The sequence below is a fragment of the Microbacterium sp. 22296 genome, assembly GCF_052045385.1.
In the GTDB taxonomy this organism is placed as follows: domain Bacteria; phylum Actinomycetota; class Actinomycetes; order Actinomycetales; family Microbacteriaceae; genus Microbacterium.
The window spans coordinates 72934-97121 of record NZ_JBQEOS010000011.1 but is presented as its reverse complement, the minus strand read 5'-3'; the positions used below and the strand labels follow the sequence as shown (position 1 = coordinate 97121).

At 71.2% G+C, this 24188-nt stretch carries 20 protein-coding genes; 10 read left to right on the top strand and 10 right to left on the bottom strand.

Annotation, left to right across the window (positions count from 1 at the left end):
• Positions 1-425: 425 nt before the first annotated feature.
• The 3 genes from ACTJJP_RS16080 to ACTJJP_RS16070 are packed head-to-tail and all read right to left on the bottom strand — an operon-like array spanning position 426 to position 3702.
• Entirely contained in the window at positions 426-1763 is a 1338-nt protein-coding gene (locus ACTJJP_RS16080; RefSeq protein ID WP_440775991.1) for a glycosyltransferase family 2 protein, read from the bottom strand.
• Entirely contained in the window at positions 1760-2764 is a 1005-nt protein-coding gene (locus ACTJJP_RS16075; RefSeq protein WP_440775990.1) for a hypothetical protein, read from the bottom strand. The genes ACTJJP_RS16080 and ACTJJP_RS16075 overlap by 4 nt, the downstream gene beginning before the upstream one ends.
• A complete protein-coding gene (locus ACTJJP_RS16070) occupies positions 2761-3702 on the bottom strand; it encodes a WcbI family polysaccharide biosynthesis putative acetyltransferase (RefSeq protein WP_440775989.1) in 942 nt (313 codons plus the stop codon). The genes ACTJJP_RS16075 and ACTJJP_RS16070 overlap by 4 nt, the downstream gene beginning before the upstream one ends.
• A 55-nt stretch (positions 3703-3757) precedes the next feature.
• Here ACTJJP_RS16070 and ACTJJP_RS16065 point away from each other — a divergent pair, with 55 nt between their 5' ends.
• Genes ACTJJP_RS16065 through ACTJJP_RS16050 form a run of 4 tightly spaced genes read left to right on the top strand, consistent with a single transcriptional unit; the run spans position 3758 to position 7861 of the window.
• Positions 3758-4918, top strand: coding sequence for a glycosyltransferase (locus tag ACTJJP_RS16065; RefSeq protein WP_440775988.1), 1161 nt, complete (start codon positions 3758-3760; stop codon positions 4916-4918).
• Positions 4915-6051: a glycosyltransferase gene (locus ACTJJP_RS16060; RefSeq protein ID WP_440775987.1), complete on the top strand. Its 1137-nt coding sequence runs from the start codon at positions 4915-4917 to the stop codon at positions 6049-6051. Before ACTJJP_RS16065 ends, ACTJJP_RS16060 begins: the two co-directional genes overlap by 4 nt.
• Positions 6024-7052 carry a glycosyltransferase gene (locus tag ACTJJP_RS16055; protein WP_440775986.1) on the top strand — a complete coding sequence of 343 codons (1029 nt, stop codon included), beginning with the start codon at positions 6024-6026 and terminating at the stop codon, positions 7050-7052. Before ACTJJP_RS16060 ends, ACTJJP_RS16055 begins: the two co-directional genes overlap by 28 nt.
• Positions 7049-7861: a glycosyltransferase family 2 protein gene (locus ACTJJP_RS16050; protein ID WP_440775985.1), complete on the top strand. Its 813-nt coding sequence runs from the start codon at positions 7049-7051 to the stop codon at positions 7859-7861. Before ACTJJP_RS16055 ends, ACTJJP_RS16050 begins: the two co-directional genes overlap by 4 nt.
• 137 nt (positions 7862-7998) lie before the next feature.
• Here the strand turns inward: ACTJJP_RS16050 and ACTJJP_RS16045 are convergent, their stop codons facing one another.
• The 4 genes from ACTJJP_RS16045 to ACTJJP_RS16030 all read right to left on the bottom strand — a co-directional run bounded on the left by ACTJJP_RS16045 (position 7999) and on the right by ACTJJP_RS16030 (position 12856).
• Entirely contained in the window at positions 7999-9681 is a 1683-nt protein-coding gene (locus tag ACTJJP_RS16045) for a glycoside hydrolase family 13 protein (RefSeq protein WP_440775984.1), read from the bottom strand.
• Between the two features lie 27 nt (positions 9682-9708).
• A complete protein-coding gene (locus ACTJJP_RS16040) occupies positions 9709-10530 on the bottom strand; it encodes a carbohydrate ABC transporter permease (protein ID WP_440775992.1) in 822 nt (273 codons plus the stop codon).
• Positions 10531-10631: 101 nt separating this feature from the next.
• A complete protein-coding gene (locus tag ACTJJP_RS16035) occupies positions 10632-11546 on the bottom strand; it encodes a carbohydrate ABC transporter permease (protein WP_440775983.1) in 915 nt (304 codons plus the stop codon).
• Positions 11543-12856: an ABC transporter substrate-binding protein gene (locus ACTJJP_RS16030; protein WP_440775982.1), complete on the bottom strand. Its 1314-nt coding sequence runs from the start codon at positions 12854-12856 to the stop codon at positions 11543-11545. The genes ACTJJP_RS16035 and ACTJJP_RS16030 overlap by 4 nt, the downstream gene beginning before the upstream one ends.
• 114 nt (positions 12857-12970) lie before the next feature.
• On the opposite strand from ACTJJP_RS16030, the gene ACTJJP_RS16025 reads away from it, so the two are divergent.
• A complete protein-coding gene (locus ACTJJP_RS16025; protein ID WP_440775981.1) occupies positions 12971-14197 on the top strand; it encodes an ROK family protein in 1227 nt (408 codons plus the stop codon).
• 139 nt (positions 14198-14336) lie between these two features.
• Entirely contained in the window at positions 14337-15620 is a 1284-nt protein-coding gene (locus tag ACTJJP_RS16020; RefSeq protein WP_440775980.1) for an alpha-amylase family glycosyl hydrolase, read from the top strand.
• A 116-nt stretch (positions 15621-15736) separates the two neighbouring features.
• Here the strand turns inward: ACTJJP_RS16020 and ACTJJP_RS16015 are convergent, their stop codons facing one another.
• Together ACTJJP_RS16015 and ACTJJP_RS16010 are read right to left on the bottom strand one after the other, a co-directional pair.
• Positions 15737-16387 carry a response regulator gene (locus tag ACTJJP_RS16015; RefSeq protein ID WP_440775979.1) on the bottom strand — a complete coding sequence of 217 codons (651 nt, stop codon included), beginning with the start codon at positions 16385-16387 and terminating at the stop codon, positions 15737-15739.
• A complete protein-coding gene (locus ACTJJP_RS16010; protein WP_440775978.1) occupies positions 16384-18027 on the bottom strand; it encodes an ATP-binding protein in 1644 nt (547 codons plus the stop codon). The genes ACTJJP_RS16015 and ACTJJP_RS16010 overlap by 4 nt, the downstream gene beginning before the upstream one ends.
• Positions 18028-18184: 157 nt before the next feature.
• Here ACTJJP_RS16010 and ACTJJP_RS16005 point away from each other — a divergent pair, with 157 nt between their 5' ends.
• The 3 genes from ACTJJP_RS16005 (at position 18185) to ACTJJP_RS15995 (ending at position 21766) form a co-directional block, all read left to right on the top strand.
• Positions 18185-19711 carry a CitMHS family transporter gene (locus ACTJJP_RS16005; protein ID WP_440775977.1) on the top strand — a complete coding sequence of 509 codons (1527 nt, stop codon included), beginning with the start codon at positions 18185-18187 and terminating at the stop codon, positions 19709-19711.
• Positions 19712-19860: 149 nt separating this feature from the next.
• Complete coding sequence (locus ACTJJP_RS16000) at positions 19861-21087, top strand: acyltransferase family protein (protein WP_440775976.1); 1227 nt, start codon at positions 19861-19863, stop codon at positions 21085-21087.
• 118 nt (positions 21088-21205) lie between these two features.
• Positions 21206-21766 carry a flavin reductase family protein gene (locus ACTJJP_RS15995; RefSeq protein WP_440775975.1) on the top strand — a complete coding sequence of 187 codons (561 nt, stop codon included), beginning with the start codon at positions 21206-21208 and terminating at the stop codon, positions 21764-21766.
• 121 nt (positions 21767-21887) lie between these two features.
• Here ACTJJP_RS15995 and ACTJJP_RS15990 read toward each other — a convergent pair whose 3' ends face one another.
• A complete protein-coding gene (locus tag ACTJJP_RS15990; protein ID WP_440775974.1) occupies positions 21888-22775 on the bottom strand; it encodes a DUF808 domain-containing protein in 888 nt (295 codons plus the stop codon).
• Positions 22776-22996: 221 nt separating this feature from the next.
• On the opposite strand from ACTJJP_RS15990, the gene ACTJJP_RS15985 reads away from it, so the two are divergent.
• Entirely contained in the window at positions 22997-24070 is a 1074-nt protein-coding gene (locus ACTJJP_RS15985; protein ID WP_440775973.1) for a hypothetical protein, read from the top strand.
• Positions 24071-24188 lie beyond the last annotated feature (118 nt).

Here is a 24188-nt window from a genome sequence, read left to right as displayed (position 1 = left end):
GACCGACGAGGAATAAATTGGCATTTGACAAGTGCACGCTGTTGAGTTCTCAAGGAACGGACGCACCCACAGAAACAGTCTTCCGACAGACCCGAGGGGCAGTTCACGATATGAATGCCTAGTTCGGCGCCAGGTCGACACGACTCACCCTGTGAGGAGTGAGTGTGAACGAGGTGAGCGCCGAGTGGCAAATCCCAACTGTAGCCGAGAGAGTCACGACTCTCAAGTACTGGTGTCGGGGCGGTTCGCTACTTGAGGGGCTGCGGGGCCTTTCGGCCGCTCCGCTCTCCCCTGTGGGGCGAACAAGTAATAACTTACGTGCGTCCGGCCGCCTCGGCGAATCCGGCCACATCCCGGGCGTGTCGCGACGTCTCCATCGGGGAAACGGGCGCCCGGCTCGGCGCCGAAGCAGCGTGCCGAGAAGGTCAGACGAAGCGCTCGAGCCCTCCCCAGCCGCCCACCCACGCTTCGACATGCGGATCCTGGCGGAGGGCGTGAACCCCCTCGACCGCCGACGCGACCTCATCGAATCCGGCGGACGTCGCCCACCGCCGCGCGCGACGGCGCGCACGCCGCGCATCGGCCCGCGCCAGAATGACGCCGTCATCGCCCACAACGGTGATCGCCCCGATGTCTCCCTGCCCCAGTGAGGACAGCGCCGCCGCGAGGGGGGCGGCATCCCGAATCACCACGGCGCGGTCGAGCCGGAGGATCACCCGCGCGTCGAGTCCGTCCCCCTCCGCACCGACGCGCACGCGAGGGTCGGCGCGCACGAACGACTCTCCCGCCCGCGCCGGCACCGCCACCGTCGCGAGGGGGAAAGCGGCGAGGACGGAGTCGACGCAGACGAACTCCGCAGACGGCGTGAGCCCCTCGGGCACGTGCACGACGAGGTCGGGCACGGCCGGCAGCAGGCCTCGACCGCTCGAGCCGGCCACGGGAAGCTTCTGCGCGAGGAGCAACGCCTGCCGATTGCCCTCGCTGACGCGGTCGTCGCCGGAACGACCCGCCCAGTCGGGACCGTCATGCCACGCGACGGCGTCCGGGATGTGAGCCAGCACCGCCCCGGCCTGCCACGCGCGGTGCGCCCATTCCCAGTCCTCCCCGCCGTAGGACGAGAACGACTCGTCGAATCCGCCCACCTCGTCGAAGAACGCACGGGAACAGGCCACGACCGCGCTGATGACGTAGCGGTAGGAGCGGTCGTCGGCGCGCAGGAGGTTGTCGCTGCGGGCGTACTCGTCGCGGAGCCACGCGGGCTCGGGCAGCTCACGGGTGGGACCGACATCGGCGACCGGCGTCTCGGTATCCACCCCGGCCAGGTCGGCGTGGCGGCGGCGCCCGACCGTGACCGCCTCGGGAAGGAGAGCGGGCAGGCGGGTCAGCCGGCGCACGTACTCCGGCTCGGGCGTGGTGTCGGCGTCGAGGAAGCACAGGACATCGCCCTCGGCCGCGGCGGCACCGAGGTTGCGGGCAGCGGCGGCACGGAACCCTCGATCCTCCTGACGGACGAGCCGGACACCGGAAGGGACGGTCGGTTCGATCGGCGAACCGTCGTCGGCGACGATGATCTCGAGGAGCTCGGCCGGGTGGTCCTGGTGCTGAAGGGCGGTGAGCGTCCGCGCCAGTTGGTCGGGCTGGTCGTAGTGCGTCACGACGACGGTGACGCGCGGAGGATCCGGATGCCGGTCGGCGACGAGATCCCACCGATTGCCCGGGACCCACGGCATCCGTTCGTTCCCCTCGTCGGCGTCGGCGCTCACCGGAAGACCTCCGCCCACCAGAGCCGGTAGGCGCGCGCCGCGTCGGCGCGTCCGAACGGCACGGGGTCGAGACCGTGCCAGGTGCGCGTCGCCCCGTGCCGGGCGATCGTGACCTCGGCGGCGAGGTCTCGGGGATCGACCACACGCAGCGCGCCCGGGCGCAGAGCGACCATCTCGTCGATATAGCGATTGCGCACGGCGAGGGGTCGACGGCCCCAGCCGATCCACGATGTCAGCGAGCCGGACGCCGACACGTGCCGGTGGGCGATCACCGGAACGCAGACACGGCGCGCCCGCGCGACCATCTCGGCCTCGTCGAGCCATCCCGTCACCTCGACCTCGACACCCGCGGCGGACGCGCGACGGACGAAGGCGTCCAGATCTTCCGCGTGGCCGTCGGAGGCGCGCCCCAGCACCGTCAGGCGCGACATACCCGCCGAGACCGTCGCGGCGAGCGCCTCATCGTGCCCCTTGCCGGGGTAGAAGTAGCCGAGGACGCCGACCGCATCGTCGTCGGCCGCGCGTGCCGAGGGGTCCACCGGCTCGACGGTCTCGACCGGAAGGGGAACGATCGCGACGGGGCCGTCCCAGACACCCTCCTCGCGGAGGAGCTCGCGCTCGTGCGCGCTGTTCACTGCAACCCCGCGCGCGGCCTCCGCCACCGAACGGTAGAACGCGCGACGGCGGGGCCTGTTCCGCTCACCGTCGGACGCCTGGGGAACGTCATGGAAAGTCACCGACAACGGATGGCGGCCAGCGAGATCGACGACGACACGTGCGGCCTGTTCGGGCGAGGACCCCCACAGTCGATCCGTCACATGGGCGTGGACGGGCGTGCCCGGGGGGAGGGCGGCGAGCGCGTCGACGGTGCTCAGTCGCGACGCCGGCCGCTGCTCGAGCACTTCGGTCGCGATCTCGCGGGCATAGGCGGCGACGCCGTGCGGCCCCGGGTGCACCAGGAGCACGGGTGGGGTGGCATCCGGAAGGGTGGAGGCGGTCACGAGGCGGCCGCCCAGGTGCGGAGGAGGGGCGCCATGCGCGCGACCACGGCAGCCAGCAGCTCGGGACGTTCGGCGTAGTACGCCAGATGCGCCTCGCGAACGGTCCCGGCCGAGAGCGTGTCGCCGGCGATCGTCCAGTCGGGGCGGGGCGCGGCATCCAGGTTCCAGGCGTCGACGACCCACCGCTCCAGGGGAGCGCGAACGCCCGCGAGGAGGGGACGACCGGGGTCGACGACGCGGCCGGGCGCCCCGAGTGCGGTCACGAGTCGCTCCCCGAGCGGGAGGAACAGGGCGTTCCCGGGGTGGTTGACGGTGCGGGCGAGGTCGGCGACGACCGGGGCGAAGAGGTCGGATGCCACGACGTCGAGACCGAGGGCCTCGCGGCGGCGCAGCTCGGCCACGGATGCATCGGCGATCGCGTGCACCGCCGCCGCCGGCAGTTCGGCCGGAACGGGTGAGCCCGCGGCCTCGGCGACGATCCGGACATCGTGGTAGGCGACCAGGGGCGGATCCTCGGGGAACGCGGACAGACGCAGCACCGCCTGGAACGGGTGCAGTCCCGCGAATCGGACGGCGGGGACCGTCACCACCCGGGCCCGAGGCGGAAGCGATGCGCGCAGCTGCGCCGTGCCGAGCGGGAGGTCGCGGTAGTCGTCGCGGATGGGCTGCGCGACGAGGAACGCCGCCTCGGCGAGGAGGGTGTGCAGGCGCTCCGCATCGGTCGCGGTGAGCTCGTGCACGGCGGGGACGCGGATGGCGGGAAGAGCGTCGGATGCGATGACCAGCCGAAGTGATTCCGCTTGGCAATTGCCCACGACCAGGCCGAAATTCTCCGGCAGCGGCGTCTCGCCGAAGAATTCTCCGTAGTGGCGACGTCTCGCTATCACCGCGTCGCCGTGGTCCGCAAGGCTCTGCAGCCGCGCCGTTTCACCACCCATGATGTGAACGTATCCGTCGGTGTCATCGTCGTCCCAACCGCCCCGTTGCATTGCGATGTGCCTGGCGATGCGGTACGCGCACGCACGCCACGCCACATCACATCACTGCACGAGGAGGAGAACGATCGTCGTCACCACCGTCCCCCCGGTTCGCGTCGCCGCCGTCCCATCGGCCCACCCCTACGTCTCCGCCATCACCGACCCCCGTCACGTGACGGTGCTCTCCGACCCGCCGCCTCCCGGCGCCCCGGCCGGCCAGTGGTGGCCGCCGCAGGTTCTGCTGCCGGAGTGGCTCGCAGCGCATGCCGACGAGTTCGACCTGGTCCACGTGCATTTCGGGATCGAGTCGTACTCCCCCGACGAGCTTCGGGCGACGGTCGCGACGCTTCACCGACTCGGACGACCCCTCGTCTACACGGTGCACGATCTCGAGAACCCCCAGCTGAGCGCTCAGGACACCCACCGCGCGTCGCTGGCCGTGCTGGCCGACGGAGCCGATGCGCTCCTCGCCCTGACCGACACCGCCGGAGCCTCGGTGCGGGACATCGCCCGTCGTCCCGTCACCGTCATCGCCCACCCCACACTGCTCGGCGACGCAGCGCGTCCCACCGGCGACGCCCACGACACGGTGCGCGTGGGCGTGCACCTGCGGGATCTCCGACCCAACATCGACGGCGTCGGAACGACCGCCACCCTCGTCCGAGCCGTCGCACACCTGCGGGCACAGGGCGCGCGCGTCGAGGCCGTGGTGCGGATGAACGAGCGGGTTCGCGACGCGGAGGCCGCGGCATCCATCGCCCTGATCGCCGAGGGGGCCGACGGGGTCACCATCGAGCGCGGGACCCGCCTCGACGACGACGCCCTGGCCGCGTGGCTCGCCGATCTCGACGCCTGCCTGCTCCCCTACCGCCACGGCACGCAGTCGGGGTGGGCGGAGCTCTGCTACGACCTCGCCGTGCCGGTCGTCAGCACCCCCGTCGGGCACATCGCCGCGCAGCACCCCGCCGACTTCCACGCGTTCGACATGGGCGAGCCCGTCTCGCTCGCCCGGGCGATCATGGATGCCACGGGTCCGGCATCGTCGTCCCCGGGGTCGGCGGCGCGCTCCGCCGAGGTGGAGCGCCGACGCACGCAGCGCCGCGCCGAGCTGGACAGCGTGCGGGCCGCGCACGTCGCGGTGTACCGGCGCGTCCTCGCCGCGGAGGTCGCCGCGTGATCCGCGGGACGCGTCCCCTGCGGGTGCTCGTCGTCGCCCCCTCTCGCTACGCCCTGCGCCAGCCGCACGCCGGCGGCCTCGAGGCGTGCGTGTGGGACCGCGTGCGGTGGTTGCGCGCGCGGGGCCACGAGGTCTCGCTCTGCGCCGCCGAGGGGTCGGATTTCCTCGGTGACGTGGCCGAATTCCGACTGCCCGTCCCGGAGTGGACGCGCCCCGAGCACTCGTCGGACACCGAGTACCCCGAGGGGTACGCAGCCGCCGTCGACGTCGCCTACGACGCCGCCCTCGACCGTCTCATCGCCGATCGCCACCTCTACGACGTCGTCGACAATCACAGCCTGCACCCCGCCCCGATCCGGTGGAGCCGGGCGGCCGACATCCCCGTCGTCACGACCCTGCACACCCCGCCGCTCGAGCCGATGCTGGAGGCGGCGGCGGAGGTGGTGGACAGCCCGCACCGCTTCGTCGCGGTCAGCCAGGCGACGGCCCGCGCGTGGTCGACCGAGGGTGTCGACGCGTTCGTCTTCCCGAACGGTATCGACACCGACCAGTGGACCCGTGGCGAGGGCGGGACCTCGTGGGTGTGGTCGGGTCGAGTGGTGCCCGAGAAGGCCCCGCACCTGGCCATCGAGGCCGCGCGCTCGGCCGGCGCGCAGATCGTCCTCGCGGGGCGGATCGGGGATGCGGACTACTTCCAGCAAGAGGTCGTGCCGCGTCTCGGCGCCCACGCGCGCTACGTCGGGCCGCTGCATCAACCCGATCTCTGCCGCCTCGTGGGGTCGTCGGCTGTCGCGCTGGTCACGCCCATGTGGGAGGAGCCCTTCGGCCTCGTGATCGCCGAGGCGCTCGCCACCGGCACGCCGGTTGCGGCCTTCGACATCGGCGGGGTGTCGGAGGTGCTCGCCGGGATGCCGGGATCGGCGACGGTCACCCCGGGCGACGTCGTCGCCCTCGGGCAGGCCGCGGCCCGACTCGCCGCGGAGGGTGCGCGCGAACCGCTCACGCGCGTGTGGACGCGTCGGGCGGCCGTGCAGCAGCACTCCCTCGCCCAGCGCTACCGCGAGGTGGAACGCGTGCTCACCCACACCGCCCAGCCTGTCGCCGCGTGGCGCGTGCCGGCGGTGTCGCGGTGATCGGCTGGTACGTCCACCACCACGGCTTCGGCCATGTCTCGCGGTTCCTCGCCGTGCAGCCGCACCTGCGTACACCCGTCATCGTGTTCTCGACGATGCCCCGACCCGCCGAGCTCGCGGCCGATGTCGAGTGGGTGCCGCTCCCCGCGGATGCCGAACCGTTCGACGCCCCCGACGGCACGCGGGTGGACCCGCGCAACGCCGACCCGACGGTCCGCGGCCACCTGCACTGGGCACCGCACGGTCACCCCGGCCACCGGGAGCGGCTCGCGACGATCGCCACGACCGCCGCATCCCGCGACCTGCGGACGTTCGTCGTCGACGTGAGCGCCGAGGTCGTGACTCTCGCGCGGCTGCTCGGGCTGCGGACGGTCGCGATCACCCAGCCGGGCGCGCGCACGGACGCCCCGCACGCCCTCGCGTACGGCCTGGCCCACCGGATCGTCGCTCCGTGGCCGGAGGGCGCCGTCGCCACGCCGTGGCTCGGCGCGCACGTCGACCGCGTCGCCTGGACGGGCGGGATCTCCCGCTTCGACACCCGGGCGGTGCCCGGTTCCGTCGACGCGCGACGGGTGCTGCTCCTCGGCCGCGTGCTCCCGGCCGACGTCCGCGACGAGAGCATCCGGCGCCTGAGCGCGCGGGGATGGGACGTCACGTCCGTCGGGCACGACGACACCTCCCGTGTGGACGACCCCTGGCCCCTGCTGACCCGCAGCACGGTGGTCGTCAGCGCCGCCGGGCAGAACAGCGTCGCCGACCTCGCGGCATCCGGTGCCCGGGCGGTCGTCATCGGACAGGAACGCCCCTTCGACGAGCAGCGCGCCACCGCCGAGGCCCTCGAGGCGTGGGGGCTCGCGCGGCGAGCAGACGCAGACGTCTCGGCCGACGAACTGGTCGACCTCGTCGAGCGGGCGGCGCGAGACGCCCCGGACTGGGCCCGCTGGCGAGTGGCCGGCGCCGCCGCGCGGATGGCGGCCGTCGTCGAGGGGACGCAGCCGTGACCACCGCCGTCATCACCGTCGCCTCCGCCGCGCGCCGTGAGCACCTGGACCGTCAGCGGCGCCTTCTCGCCGAGGTGGCGGGCGACATCGTGCGCGTGGAGGCGTGGCTCGATGAGACGCCGCCCGACGGCATCCGGGATGCCGGTGCACGGACGCTGCACGTTCCTCCCGGGCCGCACGGGCTGCGGGTGGGCGGAGGACGCAACCGCGCGGCGGAGGTCGCGATGGAGGCGGGCGCGGACCTGCTGGTGTTCCTCGACGTGGACTGTCTGCCCGGACCCGAGCTGCTCCGCGCCTATCGCGCCGCGGCGACCGTGCACCCGGAAGCGCTGCTGGCGGGCGCGGTGACCTACCTCGCGAGCGTGCAACGCCCCGAGAGCGCCGATGACCTGCCCCCGCTCACCCGCCCGCACCGTGCGCGGCCGGCGCTCCCCGCCGGGGAGACGCGGGCGGCGACGGCTGCGGAGTACGACCTGTTCTGGTCGCTGTCGTTCGCCGTGACGCCCGCCACCTGGCACCGCATCGGGGGATTCCACCCCGGGTACGAGGGGTACGGCGCCGAGGACACCGACCTCGCCTGGACCGCCCGCGCGCGGGACATCGACCTGCGGTGGGTGGGCGGTGCGGACGCGTACCACCAGTGGCATCCGGTGTCTTCTCCCCCGTGGCAGCACCTCGACGACATCCTGCGCAACGGCGCCGCGTTCCACGCGAGGTGGGGCGTATGGCCCATGGGCGGATGGCTCGACGCGTTCGCCGCGGCCGGAGCGATCGAGCGCCGCGGCGAGGGGTGGGCGCGGGTACCCTGAGGCACCGTGCAGTGCCGGGCGAACGCCCCGGGCGCACCAGGACCTCCGCGGACAGCGCGTCTCGGACAGCGCCGAGGACGGGGCGCGCGAAAGCCCCGGCGCGCGCGGCACCGGGGCTGTCGCTGCGGGTCGGCGGGTCAGGCGCGACGGAGCCAGACCGTGGTCTCGCCGGGGAGGGCATCGCCCTCGAGCGGGGTGCTCGACAACAGCACCTCGCCGGCGGGGAGCGCGGCCGACTGGGTGCCGAAGTTCGTCACGACGGTCCACCCGTTCGGACGCGCGAAGGCCACCACGTCGTCGCGGTCGGTGTCGACCCACTGCAACTGCTCGTCGGTCTGCAGCTCGTGCCGCAGGTCGAGCGCGCGGCGATAGAGCGTCAGGGTCGACGACGCATCGCCCTCCTGGCGGTCGACGGCGTAGGCCCCGAACCACTCCGGCTGCGGGAGATGCGCACCGCTCGCGCCGAAGCCGAACGCGGGGCCCTCGGCGCTCCACGGCAGGGGCACGCGGCATCCGTCACGACCGAGGTCGATGCCGGGGCTGCGGAAGAACGTCGGGTCCTGACGCTGGTCGTCGGGGATCTCGGCGACCTCGTGCAGGCCGAGTTCCTCCCCCTGGTACAGGTAGGCCGAACCGGGCAGGCCCAGCACGAACAACGCCGCCGCCCGGGCACGCCGCTCACCCCGCGCGGCGTCGAGAGCCGGCGTCCGACCGCCGGAGAGCAACCACTCGTTGCCGTGCTTGCGCGTGGGACGCCCGTCTTCGCCGCGCTCGGCATCCGGAAGGCCGTACCGCGTCGCGTGACGCACGACGTCGTGGTTGGAGAGCACCCACGTGGTCGACGAGCCGGACTGCTCGGCCAGCACCAGGTTGTCCGCCACGATGCGACGGAACTGGCCCGCGTCGAAATCGGCCTCGAGAAGGTCGAAGTTGAACGCCTGTCCCAGGCTCTCGATGCTCGCGTACAGCGGCACGCGCGACGGATGCACCCACGCCTCGGCGACCGCCGTTCGCGGGGGGTCGTAGGAGTTGAACACCGCGCGCCACTCCGCGTAGACCTCGTGCACGTCGTCGCGGTCGATGAGGGGGTGGTTACCGTCCTGCGGCATCGCGTCGAGCTCCGCCTGCGAGGGCAGCGGCTCGCTCAGATCTTTCGTCAGCATGTGCGCGACGTCGATGCGGAACCCGTCGACGCCCCGGTCGCTCCAGAAACGCAGGGTCTTCACGAAGTCGGCGCGCACCTCGGGGTTGGTCCAGTCGAGATCGGGCTGCGACACGTCGAAGTTGTGGAAGTACCACTGCCCGTCGTCGACACGCTCCCAGCCCGCTCCCCCGAACACCGAGACCCAGTCGGTCGGCGGCTCGGCGCCGTCGGGGCCGGTGCCCTCGCGGAAGATGTAGCGCCCGCGGGCGGCGGAACCGCGACCGGCGGCCAGGGCCTCCTGGAACCAGGCGTGCTTGTCGGAGGTGTGGTTGGGGACGATGTCGACCACGACCCGGATGCCGTGGGCGTGCAGCTGCGCGATGAGCTCGTCCATGTCGGCCAGGGTCCCCAGCCGCGGATCGACGTCGCGGTAGTCGGCGACGTCGTAGCCGCCGTCGGCCAGGTCGGAGGGGTAGAAGGGGCTGAGCCAGACGGCATCCACCCCCAGCTCCGCCAGGTACGGCACGCGCGAGGTGATCCCGCGGATGTCTCCCAGACCGTCGCCGTCGGTGTCGGCGAAGCTGCGGGGATACACCTGGTAGACCACGGCTTGGCGCCACCAGTCGGGGGCTGCGGTGAGGTCGCGGGTCTGCACGGAGGGTGCGGCGGTGGTCACGTGTGTTCCTTTCGAGGGGATGGTTGCTCAGCCCTTGATGGCGCCCTGCGTGACGCCGGCCATCACCCATCGCTGGGTGAACAGGTAGGCGACGATCGCGGGGGCCATGGCCATGAGGTAGGAGGCGAAGGCGACGTTGTAGTTGTTGCTGAACTGCGTCTGGAAGAGGTTCTGGCGTACCGGAAGGGTCTGCAGCGCCGGGTCGCTGATGATGAGCGAGGGCATCATGAAGTCGTTCCACGCGTAGAGGAAGGCGAAGATGCCGACCGTCGCGCTCATCGGAGCCAGCAGCGGGAAGATCAGCTGCCAGAAGGTCTGCCAGGTGGTCGCGCCGTCGATGCGCGCACTCTCTTCGAGCTCGAGCGGGATCGAGCGCAGGAACGCGGTGAACAGCAGCACGCTGAAGCTCAGCTGGAACATCGTGGCCAGGATGATGACGCCCGCCGGGTTGTCGAGGCCCACCCGCCCGGTCAGCTGGATCTGCGGCAGGGCCACCACGGGGAACGGGATGAACATGGCCGCGAGCAGGTAGAAGAACGAGTAGCGGAAGAGCTTGCGCTCCCAGTTGCGGGCGATCGCGTAGGAGGCGAACGCCGCGAGGATGATGGTCGCTGCCACGGTGCCGGCGGTGACCAGCAGCGAGATCGCGAGGCCCACCGGGAACTTCGTCAGCGTCCACGCCTGAACGAAGCCGTCGAAGCTGATCGGCGACGGGAACGAGAAGGCGTTGCCGTCGACGACCTGCGTGCCGCTCTTGAGCGCCATCGAGACGGTGACGTACAGCGGCAGGAGCACCGTCAGGGAGCAGAGCACGAGGATGGTCGTCGTCGACCAGTTGACGCGTTCCATGCCGACGCGACGGAAGCGGCGGCGCGGGGGCTCGGTCCCCTGTCGTTCGGGGACGGCGAGTTCGGCCTGCTCGAACGCGAGCGCGGGCTGGTTGAGAGCGGTCATGACAGGGTGTTCCTTCCCCGGGTCAGGGAGAGCTGCAGGAGTGAGATGACGATGGCGACGATGAAGAACAGGGCCGCGTTCGCCATCTGGTAGGCGTAATCACCGCCGTTGAAGCCGAGGATGATCGACATCGCGACGCTGCGGGTCGCGGTGCCCGGGCCGCCGCCGGTGAGCCCGACGATGATGTCGTAGGCGTTGAGGAAGCCCTTGAAGCCCAGGATGATGTTGATGACCACGTACCCCGCCACGAGCGGCAGGGTGATGCGCAGCAGCTGCTGGGTCTTGCTGGCCCCGTCGAGGCCGGCCGCCTCGTAGACGTCACCGGGGACCGACAGCAGACCCGCGATGTAGATCAGGAGCGTGCCGGGGATCGCCTGCCACGCGGTGACGATGACGATCGCCACCCACGCGAGGTCGGGGTTGGCCAGCAGGCTCGTCTCGAGCCACGGGATGCCGATGGCGGCTCCGGCCTCGGGAACGGAGTTGCTGAAGAGGAAGTTGAAGACGTAGGCGATGATGATGCCCGAGATCACCATCGGGATGACGAAGACCGTGCGCAGCGCCTTCTTGAACCGGATCTGGGAGGTCAGGCCCACCGCGAGCAGGAAGGCCGCGACGTTGACGACGAGGACGGTCGCCACCGAGAAGCCGAACGTGAACAGGTAGGCCTGCAGGATCGCCGGGTCGCTGAAGATGGCGATGTAGTTCGTCAGGCCCGTGAAGTTCCACTCGCCGAGGCCGATGGAGTCGGTGAAGCTGAAGAAGATGCCGATGACGCCGGGCACCGTGATGGCCAGGGTGAACAGCACGAGCGTCGGCAGCAGGAACAGGTAGTAGATCGGCTCCACGCGGCGGGTGCTGCGACGCGCGGCCGCTTTCCCGCCCGTGACGATCGTGGTGGTGGTGCTCATCGCGCGTCCTCCTCGACGGCTGCGTCGGTGGTCGAGGCGGGCGGCTGGCGGAAGGCGAGCCGTGACCAGTCCTCGTCCATGGTGCGCAGCGTGCTCTCCGGCGAGGCGCCGAAGATCATCGCCTGCGCGTAATTGAACGTGGGGATCGTCTTGGGGACCAGCACCGAGGCGCCCTGGTAGATGCGTCCCTCGTCGTAGTAGGGGATCATCCCGGCGACACGGGGGTCGCTCGGCGAGGGCGCGTCCTTGGTCGGGGAGAAGCCGAGCTGCGACTCGTTGTAGGCCTCGATGATCTCGGGTGTGTACAGGTACTCGAGGAAGTCGCGCGCGGCATCCTTGTGCCGGGAGGCCTCGGGGATGATCGCCGCGAGGTCCATGTTCACGCGGACGGCGAGGTCGTCGGGGTCGTCGGTCATGGGCAGCGGGAAGGTCCCCACGGGCAGATCGGGCGCGGTCTTCGCGATCTCACCGAGTGCCCAGGGGCCCTGCAGGTACATCGCAGCCTCACCCTGGGCGAAGGCGAGGTTGCCGTCGCCGTAGGCCCGGCTCTCGGCATCCGCGTTCGTGTAGTTCTGCGCGAGCTGCAGCATCCGGTCCATGGGCTCGGTGAAGTCCTTCGCGAACGACACCGCGGAGTCGGCGCCGACCTGATCGCCTTCGGCGGCGAGCCCGTCGAAGAAGTCGAGCACGTCCAGCGAGCCGCCGACCGAGTAGTCGTACCAGCCCTGCGCCACGGTCCAGTCGTCCTTGAAGGTGCCGTAGAAGGGCGTCACGCCGTTCTGCTTCAGGGTGTCGGCGACCGTGAGCAGCTCGTCGTAGGTCGTCGGGACGGAGAGACCCAGCTGCTCGAAGATCTGCTTGTTGTAGATCACCGACGCGGCCATCACCGAGTACGGCAGCGCGCTCGTACGCCCCTCGCACGAACCGTACTGGTCGAGCAGCGGCTGCAGATCTTCGCGCACGGTGCCCGCCGCCTCGGTGCCGCTGAGGTCGCTCAACGCGCAGCGCTGCACGAAGCGGGCGACCTCGTAGTTGTAGTTCGCGAGCATGATGTCGGGCGGGTTGCCGCGCACGAAGCTCGCCGAGACCACGTCGACCCCCGAGCTGTCCATCTCGACGCGCACGCGATCCTGCGACGCGTTGTACTGCGCGACGACGTCGTTCATGAACGACAGCGCCTCGCGCTTGCTGAAGGTGAAGCGGATGGTCTCGCGTCCATCGGTCGAGCACCCGGCGAGCATCGCCGCCCCCAGCACGCCCACCGTGGTCACGGCGATCCATCGTCGCCCCGCCCTGATCTTCGTCGACACCTGCTGCCTCCTCCGCCGCACTGCGAATATGTTGTATCAGCCAGTAAATCTACTCGCCAAATCAATGTCGTGCAGGCAGTATTGCATCGGAGGCGAAAGGGGTCAAGAGTGACGATGGATGCCACCACGACGATGCCGTCGCTGCGCCGCCACAACCTCGACGCCGTGCTCGGCCACGCGTGGGACGCCGAGGCGTTCACCGCCAGTGACGTCATCGCCGCCGTGGGCCTGACCCGGTCGACGGCGATCGACGTGCTCGACGAGCTGTCCGCCCGCGGACTCCTGGCCGAGATGCCCAACGCCCGCGCGGTCGGCGAGTACTCCAAGGGCCGCCCGGCCCGCCGTTTCGCGTTCCGACCGGAGGCGGGGGTGGTGGTCGGCGTCGACGCCGGGCGCGGCCACCTCACCGCCACCGTCGCCGACTTGCGCGGCGAGACTCTGGCGACCTCGCGGCTCACGGTCGACCCCGAACTCGATTCCCCCGAACGCCGTCGCCGCGCCGCCGAGGCGACGGTCGAGGCCACCCTCAAACGCGCTCGCCGATCCCGCACCCAGCTGGTCGCGGTGTGCGTGGGTGTCCCCGCGCCCGTCGACCGGGCAGGACGCTCGCCCGTGCACCACGACGGCTTCTGGGCACGCATGAACCCCGACTTCGTCGACACGTTCGCCATGTGGGCGCCCCTGGTGCGCATCGAGAACGACGCCACCCTCGCCGCCGTCGCCGAGCGCGTGCACGGTGCCGCGGCGGGCTGTCTCGATTTCGTCGCCCTGCTGGCGGGCGAACGCTTCGGCGCGGGCATCAGCGTCGACGGACACCTGCTGCGCGGCGCGCACGGCGGCGCGGGCGAGACCGTGGCCTTCGACCGGGTCGAGGGTGTCGGCAGTGCCTGGGGACTCGCCCCGCGGTGCGTCGACGCGGCCCGTGCTGCGCTGGCATCCGGTTCGCTTCCGCTCGACAGCGCCCTGCGCGACGTCGATCCCGACACCCTCGAGGCCAAGACGGTGCTCGACCTCGCCGCCGCCGGCGACGCGGGGGCGCTCGGTGTCGCCCATGCGGTGGGGCCGGCGCTGGCCGGGGTGGCGGCGATGTTCGGCAGCCTGTTCGACGTCGAACGCGTGGTGGTGTCGGGCGCGATCGCCGCCGGCGCCGGGCCCATCATCGAGGCGGCGATGGACGCGATCCCCGACTCGCTGCACCTGCCGCCCCCGCAGATCGTCCCCTCGACGCTGGGCGCCGACATCGTCTCCATCGGGGCGGTCGCAGCCGCTGTCGAGTCCGCGCGGACGCACGCTCTCGACCTCGACGCCTTCGCGCTACCGGAGGACCGGGCGCGGGCGTGACGTCGTCCCGACGGCACGTGCCGGGACACCACGACGGCACGGACCGACGCGGCGCCCCCGCAACCCCGGCGGGACGGACGGTCGACACCGATAGCGTCGACCCGACCCGGCGCTCGCACCGCCGCCCGAAGGAGCACGCATGACCGATTGGCCCGCGCACGTCATCTGGTGGCACGTCTACCCGCTGGGATTCGTCGGCGCCCCCATCCGCGACGGCGTGGATCCGGATGCCGAACCCGTGCACCGCCTGGACCGCTTCGAGCCGTGGCTCGACCACGTCATCGAGCTGGGGCTCAACGGTCTGCTCCTCGGCCCGGTCTTCGCGTCCGAGACGCACGGCTACGACACCGTCGACCACTTCCGCATCGACCCGCGGCTGGGCGACGACGCCGACTTCGCGCGGTTGGTGGCCGCGGCGCGGGAGCGCGGCATCCGGATCCTGCTCGACGGGGTGTTCAACCACGTGGGGCGGGGTCACCCGGCCTTCCGCGAGCTGACGGAGGACGGACCGCACCTCTTCCGCGGACGATGGACCGACGGGCGGTTCGAGGCCGAGGTGTTCGAGGGCCACGACGCCCTCGTCGCGCTCGACCACTCCTCCCCCGCCGCGGTCGACCTCGTCGTGGACGTCATGTGCCACTGGCTCGACCGCGGGATCGACGGATGGAGGCTGGATGCCGCCTACGCGGTGCCGTCGTCGTTCTGGGCCGAGGTGCTGCCGCGGGTGCGCGAGCGCTTCCCCGACGCGTGGTTCCTCGGCGAGGTGATCCACGGGGACGCGGTCGGGATCGTGCGCTCGTCGAGCATGGACTCCCTCACGCAGTACGAGCTGTGGCAGGGCATCTGGCACGGTCTCAGCGACCGCAACCTCTTCGAACTGAGCCATGCGATCGAGCGGCATGACGCACTGCTCGCGACGTTCGTACCGCAGACCTTCGTCGGCAACCACGATGTCACCCGCATCGCCTCCGCCGTGGGCACGGACCTCGTACCGCACGCTCTCGCGGTGCTGTTCGCCGTGGCCGGCACGCCCTCGGTGTACGCCGGCGACGAGTTCGGATGGACGGGGGTGAAGGAGGAGCGACTCGGCGGCGACGACGCGGTGCGACCGGCCTTCCCCGCGCACCCCGGCGACGTCGAACCCGACCAGCGCATCCTGCAGGCCCATCAGGCGCTGATCGCGCTGCGACGACGGAAGCCGTGGCTCTGGCGCGCGCACACCGATGTCGTCGAGGTGTCGAACACCGCGGTGGTGCTGCGGACGGCCGTGGGCGACGATGCGGTGGTCGTGGCGCTGAACATCGGCGAGGAGCCGGTGTCACTGCCCGTCGCGGACGGTCGCGTTCTCGCCGCGGGCGGCGGATCGCCGGTCGACGGGCGCGTCGAGCTGGGCCCGCGAGGGTGGGTGGTGCTGGAGGCCTGAGCGCGGCGGCGAGCGAATTCCCACCGCGTCCCACTTCTGGTCGATGCGCGTCCCACATTCGGTCGGCTGAGAGGCCGTCAGACCGCCAGAAGTGGGACGAGGCTCGGGGGCGGCGGTCAGGCGCCGGCGCGGAAGCGGTGCTCGGGGCGGCCGGTCGAGCCGTAGCGCAGACTCACCTGCACCAGACCCCGCTCCGCCAGCGTCGTCAGGTGACGCTGCGCGGTCGCGCGAGAGACGCCGATGCGCTCGGCCACCTCCGACGCCGACGCCTCCTCGTCGCCGAGGGCCGCCAGCACCGTCTGTTCGGTGGCCGAGCGGGCGAGCGACGGCCCCTCGCGCTCCCCGCGCATGACGGATGCCGCACGGTCGATGTCATCCTGCGACAGCGGTCGCGCGCTGGCGAGCAGATTCCGATACCGGGCGTAACGGTCGAGCCGCTCCGCCAGCACGCGCGTGTCGAACGGCTTCACGAGGTAGGCGAGGGCACCGGCGGTGAACGCACGGCGGACGGTCGCGGCATCCGTCGCCGCCGACAGCACGAACGCGTCGATGCCCGCCGAGCGAACGAGCTCCACTCCGTCGCCGTCGGGCAGGTACACATCAGCGAGCAGCAGGTCGGGGCTGTGCGCGGCGAGGGCTGCGCGGGCCTCGCCGACGGTGCGCGCGGGCTCGAGGGCGGCGAAGCCGGGGCGGCTCGCGACGGCGTCCCGGTGCAATCCCGCGACGCGGAAGTCGTCGTCGACGACGAGAACGCGGATGTCGGTCATTCGTCGCCTTCCTCTCTCGCCGCGTCGGTCCCCCCGGCGGGGAGCAGGACGCCGGGCAGTCGCGCGGCGACGACGGCACCGTGTCCGTCGCCGCCCGGATCGACGATCCAGACATCGCCGCCGCGGCGCCGCGCGAACTCGCGCGAGAGCGGCAGGCCGATGCCGAGACCGTGGACCGCGGCGGGGTCGTCGGCGCGGTCGCGTGCGACGAAGACGGCGTCCACGTCGGCGATGCCCGTGCCGGTGTCGGCCACGGTCAACACGACGGCGTCACCGTCGCCGAGCACCGCCACCTCGACCTCGCGCGGCTCGGGAGCGGATGCCGTGGCGGTGACGGCGTTGTCGACCAGGTTGCCGAGCACCGCGACCACGTCTTCGACGTCGTCGACGGTGCCACGGAGGAACGTGTCGTCGGAGATGCGCAGTGCCACTCCCCGCTCGCGGGACGCGAGCGCCTTCGCCCCCAGGAACGATTGGAGCATCGCATCGCCGACGAGCTCGATGCCGGGGACCGCCCAGTCGACCGACCCGCGATCGACGAGGTCGGCGAGGAAGGCCCGGGCCTCGTCGGTGCGGTCGGCGTCGAGAAGGCCCACCGCCGCGTGCAGCCGGTTCGCGTTCTCGTGCCGCTGCACCCGCAGCGCGTCGCCCATCGCCCGCACGCTGTCGAGGCGTCCCGACAGTGCGGCCACGTCGGTGCGGTCGCGCAGCACCGCCACGCGGCCGAGCGTGAGGGAGCCCCGACGCACCGGGCGGACGTCGATGAACACCACGCGGTCGCCCACCGGCAGCCCCGTGCTCGCCCCGGCCCCGGCGAGCGCCGCGGTCACAGCCGGTGCGAGACCGAGGTCGGCGAGGGGGCGGCCGACGGCATCCGTGACCCGGAGCAGACGCTCGGCGGCGGCGGTGCACACGCGGACGACCCCCGCGTCGTCGAGCGCGAGCACGCCCTCGTCGGCGCTCTCGAGCACGGCGGTCTGGGTCTGCACGAGGGCGGCGAGCTCCTCGGGCTGCACCCCCAGGGTGAGGCGCTCGAGTCGGCGACGCATCAGCAGCGCGACGAGCGCGCCGATGGCGACGGCCAGGAGCACCGCGACGGCGATCCCCGCGATCAGAGCGGGTAGGTCGTCGAAGACGCTCGCCCGCTCGAAGCCGACGCTCACCTCGCCCACGGGCGCGCCTCCGTCGGGCGGGTAGACCGGAACCTTCGCCCGGGCCGACTCCCCCAGGGTTCCGACCTCCCACGTCACGACCTCCCGGCCCGCGAGGGCGTCGGCGAAGCTCGTGCTGACGACCTGGCCGAGGCGGTCGGGATCGGGGTGGGCGAGACGGATGCCGTGATCGTCGGTGATGACCACGAACAGACCCTGTGTGCGGTCGGTGACGTCGGCGGCGTAGCGCTGGAGCACGCCGTCGCGCAGGGTCGTGGCATCCGGGGTGCCGGGGTCGGCGGAGTACTCCGCGACGAGGTCGCGCACCTGGGGCGACTCCGCGACCGAGCGCGCGATGTTCAATGCCGACGAATCGGCCTCGGCCTTGAGCTGCTGCACGCCGAGCCCGGCGAAGACGGCGGTGCACACCGCGACGACCGCCACCTGGGTCGCGACCTGGACCACGAGCATCCGGGTGGCGAATCGCATACGCCCCTCCAGGCTCTCGCTGCGCGAAATGCGCAGAACCTACGGTACGCGCATAACCCCACGCAATGCGAGCAAGCGCGCGGCGGGACGGGCGGCATCCGTAATGTCACCGCATCGAGAGCGCGAGAGCCGCGCCCGTCCCGACGAAGGAGTCGCGATGACCCCCCTGATCCTTGCGGCCGAAACGGCCGAGTACCCGGTGGCCTACACGCCCGCCGACGGGGTGCTCGTGGCCCTCGGCTTCCTCATGGTCCTGTCGTTCATGGCCCTCATCATGACGCGGCGCATGACGCCCATGGTCGCCCTCATCGTCGTCCCGACGGTCTTCGGCCTCATCGCCGGCGCGGGCTTCGGCCTGGGCGACATGGTGATCGACGCGATCGGCAAGATGGCGCCGACCGCCGCACTGCTGCTCTTCGCGATCATGTACTTCGGCATCATGATCGACGTCGGCCTCTTCGACCCGCTCATCCGCGTGATCACGCGCTTCCTGGGCGACGACCCGGCCAAGATCGTGCTGGGTACGGCGATCCTCGCGGGCGCCGTGTCGCTCGACGGTGACGGCTCCACCACCTTCATCATCACCACCTCGGCCATGCTGCCGCTCTACTTGCGTCTGGGGATGAGCCCCGTCGTGCTCACCTGCGTCGCGGGCCTGATGAACGGCACGCTCAACATCGTGCCGTGGGGCGGCCCGACCATCCGCGCCGCGACAGCACTGGGCCTGCAGCCCACCGACGTGTTCGTGCCGATGATCCCCTCGCTGCTCGCCGGGCTCGTCGTCTCGCTCGCCTTCGCCTGGTTCCTCGGCCTGTCCGAGCGCAAGCGCCTCGCCGGCTCGATCGACACCTCGAAGCTCGGCACCCCCGGCGTCTTCGGTCGTCTCGGCGGCCCCGCCCTCGTTCGCGGTGCGGAGCCCAAGCCCGGCGCCGTCGCGTCGCTGCGCACCGGCAACGTCGTCACGGTCCGCGGCGGTCGCGATGCCGTCGCCGCCCCGCAGCTGGTCGACGTGGTCGACACCGCGATGGCCGACACCATGCTCGACCCCAACCGCGCGACGCTGCGACCCAAGCTCATCTGGTTCAACCTGGCGCTCACGCTTGCGGTGATGGTGCTGCTGGTGATGGACATCTTCCCGCTGGCGTTCGTGTTCATGGTCGGCGCGGCCCTCGCCCTGATCGTGAACTTCCCGAAGCTGCGCGGCCAGGCCGACGAGATCGTCGCCCATGCCCCCAGCATCGTCGGCGTCGTGTCGATGGTGCTCGCCGCCGGCGTCCTCGTCGGCGTGCTCAACGGCACCGGCATGGTCACCGCGATGGCGGCGTGGATCACCGAGGTCATCCCGTCGTCGATGGGCCCGTTCCTCGCCGTCATCACCGGCGTGCTGTCGATCCCGTTCACGTTCTTCATGTCGAACGACGCGTTCTACTTCGGCATCCTGCCCGTGCTCGCCGAGAGTGCCGCGAACTACGGCATCGCGCCGGTCGAGATGGCCCGCGCCTCGATCACCGGACAGCCCGTGCACCTGCAGAGCCCGCTGGTGCCCGCGATCCTGCTGCTCGTCTCGCTCGCCGGCGTCAACCTCGGCGATCACCACAAGAAGGTGCTCTGGCGGGCGACGGTCGTCTCGCTCGTCATGCTCGCCGTCGGCGTGCTGGTGGGGGCTGTGCCGCTGCTCGGCTGAGCCCGACGGAGAAGGACCCGGATGCCATGGCATCCGGGTCCTTCTCGTTGGACGTGAGCCGTACGACCCGCGCGGCCACCCGCGCGTTACATGTCCGTGATACCGAGTCCCTATGCTGACGCCGGGGCAACAGCCGGGGGGAAGACCAGATGAACAGCGACGCCATGAAGACCGAGCCGCCGTCGGCGGCAGGTTCGCGCAGGATCGAGGGTCTCGACGGACTGCGCGGTGTCGCTGCGATGGTGGTCGTCCTCCTGCATTCGCTGCTGTTGTCGGACTCCTTCGTGACCCCGTTCGCCGACCCGCGTCCCACGACCTCGCCCGGCGAGGCGATGTGGTGGCTGACCCACACTCCCCTCCACCTGCCGTGGGAGGGGTCGGTCGCCGTCTTCGTGTTCTTCGTGCTCAGTGGCTTCGTGCTCTGCCTTCCCGCCCGCCACACGCGGATGAACTGGCGCGCCTACTACCCGAGCCGTCTCGTCCGCCTGTACATCCCCGTCTGGGCCTCGGTGGGCGTGGCGCTGATCTGGATCTACGCACTCCCCGACCTCGTCGAGGGCAGCCGGTTCCTGCAGATCCACATGGATCCGGTGCCGCTCGGCATCCTGCGCGACCTCATCCTCATCGTGCCCGCGCAGCCGGGGATGACGAACACCGTGCTGTGGTCGCTGAAGTGGGAGATCATCTTCTCGCTCCTGCTTCCGCTGTTCATCCTGTTCGCTGCGAAGTGGCGCCGCGGCCTCGCGCTCAAGGTCGTCTTCGTCCTGGCGCTCCTGGTCGTCGGCGCGTACGAGGGGCCGATCGAGCGCCCCTACGCCCTCGGCGTCCTCTTCCAGCTGCCGATCTTCGCGCTCGGCTGCCTCATCGCCTTCGAATGGGACCGTCTGACGGCGCTGCGGGACCGCCTCCGCAACCCCACACCGGTCTTCGCCTGGCTGGGCGTCGTGACCGTGCTGTTCATCTCCAGCTACTGGATGGTGTTCGCGCTCCCGCTCAGCGAGGGCGTCCTCGACCTCGTCGCGCCGGCGACCCGCGTGCTGCAGGTGATCGGGGCCGCACTCCTCGTCATCCTCGTCATCCTCTCGCCGGGCCTGGGCGCCGCCCTCAGCGTCCGCCCGCTGCGCTGGCTGGGCACGCGGTCGTTCAGCCTCTACCTCGTGCACGAGCCGATGATCGTGGCGTTCGGCCGCCTGCTGCCCGAGTCCATCAACCCCCTGTTCCTCTCGCCCATCGTGATCGTGGTCGCGCTCGGGCTGGCGGAGGTCTTCTTCCGTCTCGTCGAACGGCCCAGCCACCATCTCGCACGACGGGTCGCCCGCCGGTTCGCTGCGCGCAAGACGCCCCGGCCGAAGGTCGCCGAGGTCGAGTCGGCCTGATCCAGGCCGTCCCCGCGACCGCGATCGACCCGAACCCCGGGCCGCACGACCCGCAGAGCGTTTCATCGTGTTGCGCCGTTCCGCGCCGTTTCCGCCGGGAGCGCCTACCGTCGTAGGTATGAGCTCGCTTCCGCACGGCATCCCTGAGAGCGCCCCCGCCATCGGCACCTCGGTGTCGGCCGACGATTTCAAGCGCGCGTTCCGCGGTCACCCGGGTGGCATCGCCGTCATCACGGCGTATGGCGAGAACGGCCCCGTGGCCCTCACCGCCTCGTCGGTGTCATCGGTGAGCGCCGACCCGCCGCTGCTGATCTTCTCGGTGTCTGCGCTGTCGTCGGCCACCCCCACGATCATCGCGGCCGACACGATCGTCGTGCACCTGCTCGACGCCGAAGACATCGCGCTCGCCCGCGCGGGGGCGACCAGCGGCCTCGACCGCTTCGCCGACACCTCGGCGTGGTCGCGCCTGGCCACCGGAGAACCGGTCTACCACGGTGTCCGCGCGTGGTTGCGATGCAAGGTCGTCAGCCGCATGGATGCCGGAGGCTCCACGGTCATCGCCGCTCAAGCCCTGCAGGTCGACGTCGAACGCGACCTCGAACCCGGCGAGGCGGGCGCGGCGCTGGTGTACTACAACCGCGCGTGGCACCGCCTCGGCGAGCACTCGCTGCTCGACTGAGCCCGCCGCTCGTGCCGCGAGCCGCCCGCGTGCGCTGCGGCCGTGGCGGTCGCACCGCACGCTTCCCCGGGGCCGACCTCCCGGACGCGCCCCGCGGCGCCCTCGGTGGGCTGCGGCGCCCTCAGTGGGCCGCGGCGCCCCGCCGGGTCAGCCGAGACACGCCCATGACGACCGCGACGATGACGAGGCCGAGGCCGAGGCCGAACACCGCCGAGATCGCCGTGTCGACGATCCACACCAGCACCGGTCCCGCCGCCTCGATCGCGTGCGTGACCACGTGCACCAGGTCGTACGGGCCCGACCACAGGGTCTCGGCGAGGTTCTGCACCACGAGGTGACCGCCCACCCACAGCATGGCCACGGTGCCGACGATGCTGATGACGCGGAAGACCGCGGGCATGGATGCCACGATCCGCACGCCGAAACGGCGGACCCCGCGCGACGGGCTCTTCATCAGCCGCAGACCCATGTCGTCGAGCTTGACCAGCAACGCGACCGCGCCGTAGACGACCACCGTCATCGCGAGGCCGATCACGAGCAGCGCGCCCAGTGTCATCCAGATACCGAATCCGGGGTCCAGGCTCGACAGGGCGATCAGCATGATCTCGGTGCTGAGGATGAGATCGGTGCGCACGGCCCCCAACACGAGCTTCTTCTCGTCGCGCGGTTCGTCGGCGTCGCCCGCACTGTGGTGCACCCCGAACCACTCGAGCACCTTCTCGGCTCCCTCGAAGCAGAGGAAGCCGCCGCCGATGATCAGCAGGTAGGGCAGCACCCAAGGTGCGAAGGCGGTGAGCAGCAACGCGATGGGGATGATGATGACGAACTTGTTGACGATGCTGCCGAGCGCGATCTTCCACACCACCGGCAACTCGCGGGCGGGCGTCAGGCCCTGCACGTACTGCGGGGTGACGGCGGCATCGTCGATGACCACACCCGCCGTCTTGGCGCTGGCCTTCATGGCGGCGCTGAGGATGTCATCGACGACGGCGAGCAATCCGACCGACATGTGCGTATCTCCCGGAGATGCGAAGGGATGCGGCCGGCCGGAGCCCACCGCGGACGAACGTCCTGATGCGAGGCTATCGGTCGATCTCCACGATGAGATCCTGCCGACGCACGCCCGGAGCCTTCCAGGGGCGCATCGGTGCGTGGATCATTCGCGCGGAATCGTCGGCCGGTGAGGAGCGCTGGTCTCATCGACCGGATGCGCCTCACTACGATCGAGCGGTGGAAGACGAGGCAGACCTCCCCAACATGTTCCCTGCGGAGGTGATGGCCGAACTCGAGGCTGAGCGGATGCGGGTGCTCACCTCGCTCGGGTACGAGCCCCCTCCTCATGCCCTCGATGACGAGCGGGCGCGCCGATTGGTCAATCCTCCGGGTTGGCATGATCTCGTCGCCAGAGAGGTCAGTCCATACGAAGCGGCGTCCATCCGCGAGGCGGCCGACGACCTCGTCCGGCAGCTCGCACACCTCGAGCCCGACGACCTTTCCCTCGATCCCTTCCTCGGCGAGCGTGACACGTCGCCGCAGAACCTGGAGAGCATCCGCACCGTCGTCCGGGCGGAGGAGTTCGTGTCGACCGTCTCTGACGAAGCTCGACGGGTGGGGGAGCAGATCCGAGCCCTGAGACCGGATCTCCTCGCGGCGCGCGGCCTGATCGCCGGTCGCCAGGAGGAACTGGCGACCATGCGGGCAGCGGCGGCTGAGAACCTCGAGCACGTGCACGCCCGGCAGGAGAACCTCTCCATGGAGGGCGGCGCGCAACGAGACCTCCTCGAAGCCGCGTATCGTTTCGACGCACTGCAGGCGAGCCAGGTGGTCAGGGTTTCCGACTTCGGGGGGACGGTCCACGATCTCGATGCGGTGGTCGCGGCACTCCTGGAGAACTCCGGGGCCGCCGCCGACGCGGCCCACGACGACTACGCGGCGAGTATCCGGCAGCGGCGACGCACGCGCCGCTTCCGGCGAACGGCGATACGACTATGTTTCGCCGCGGCAATCGCTCTCGCGACTGTCCTCTTGGACCAGGTGCTTCAGAGCATCTGGAACCCCGCCGGCTCGTTCGTCCTCGCCGCGGTGGTCTTCCTCGTGGATCCGAGGGTGCAGCGCGCCCTCGATCGCCGGACTCGACTCGCGCAGGTGGAGGATCTCTCCTCGGCGGTCGCCCGCACCGAACGTCTGCTGAGATCGCTGCTCGAGCGCGAGGTCAGCGTGAATGTCCTGCGCGCGGTGCTCGGTCTCCCACCGATCAAGATCGTCGGAAGACCGGTCGTGTCGTTCTTCCCCCGGGCCGGGTGAATCCCGACCCCACCACGGCGGCTGCCGCGGCGAGAGGAGGAGATTCGGCCGGGGGAGGAAGGATCCGAACCCGTCCGCCCTCCGGCGCACGGATCTCCTCCCCCTGTCGACGTCCCGC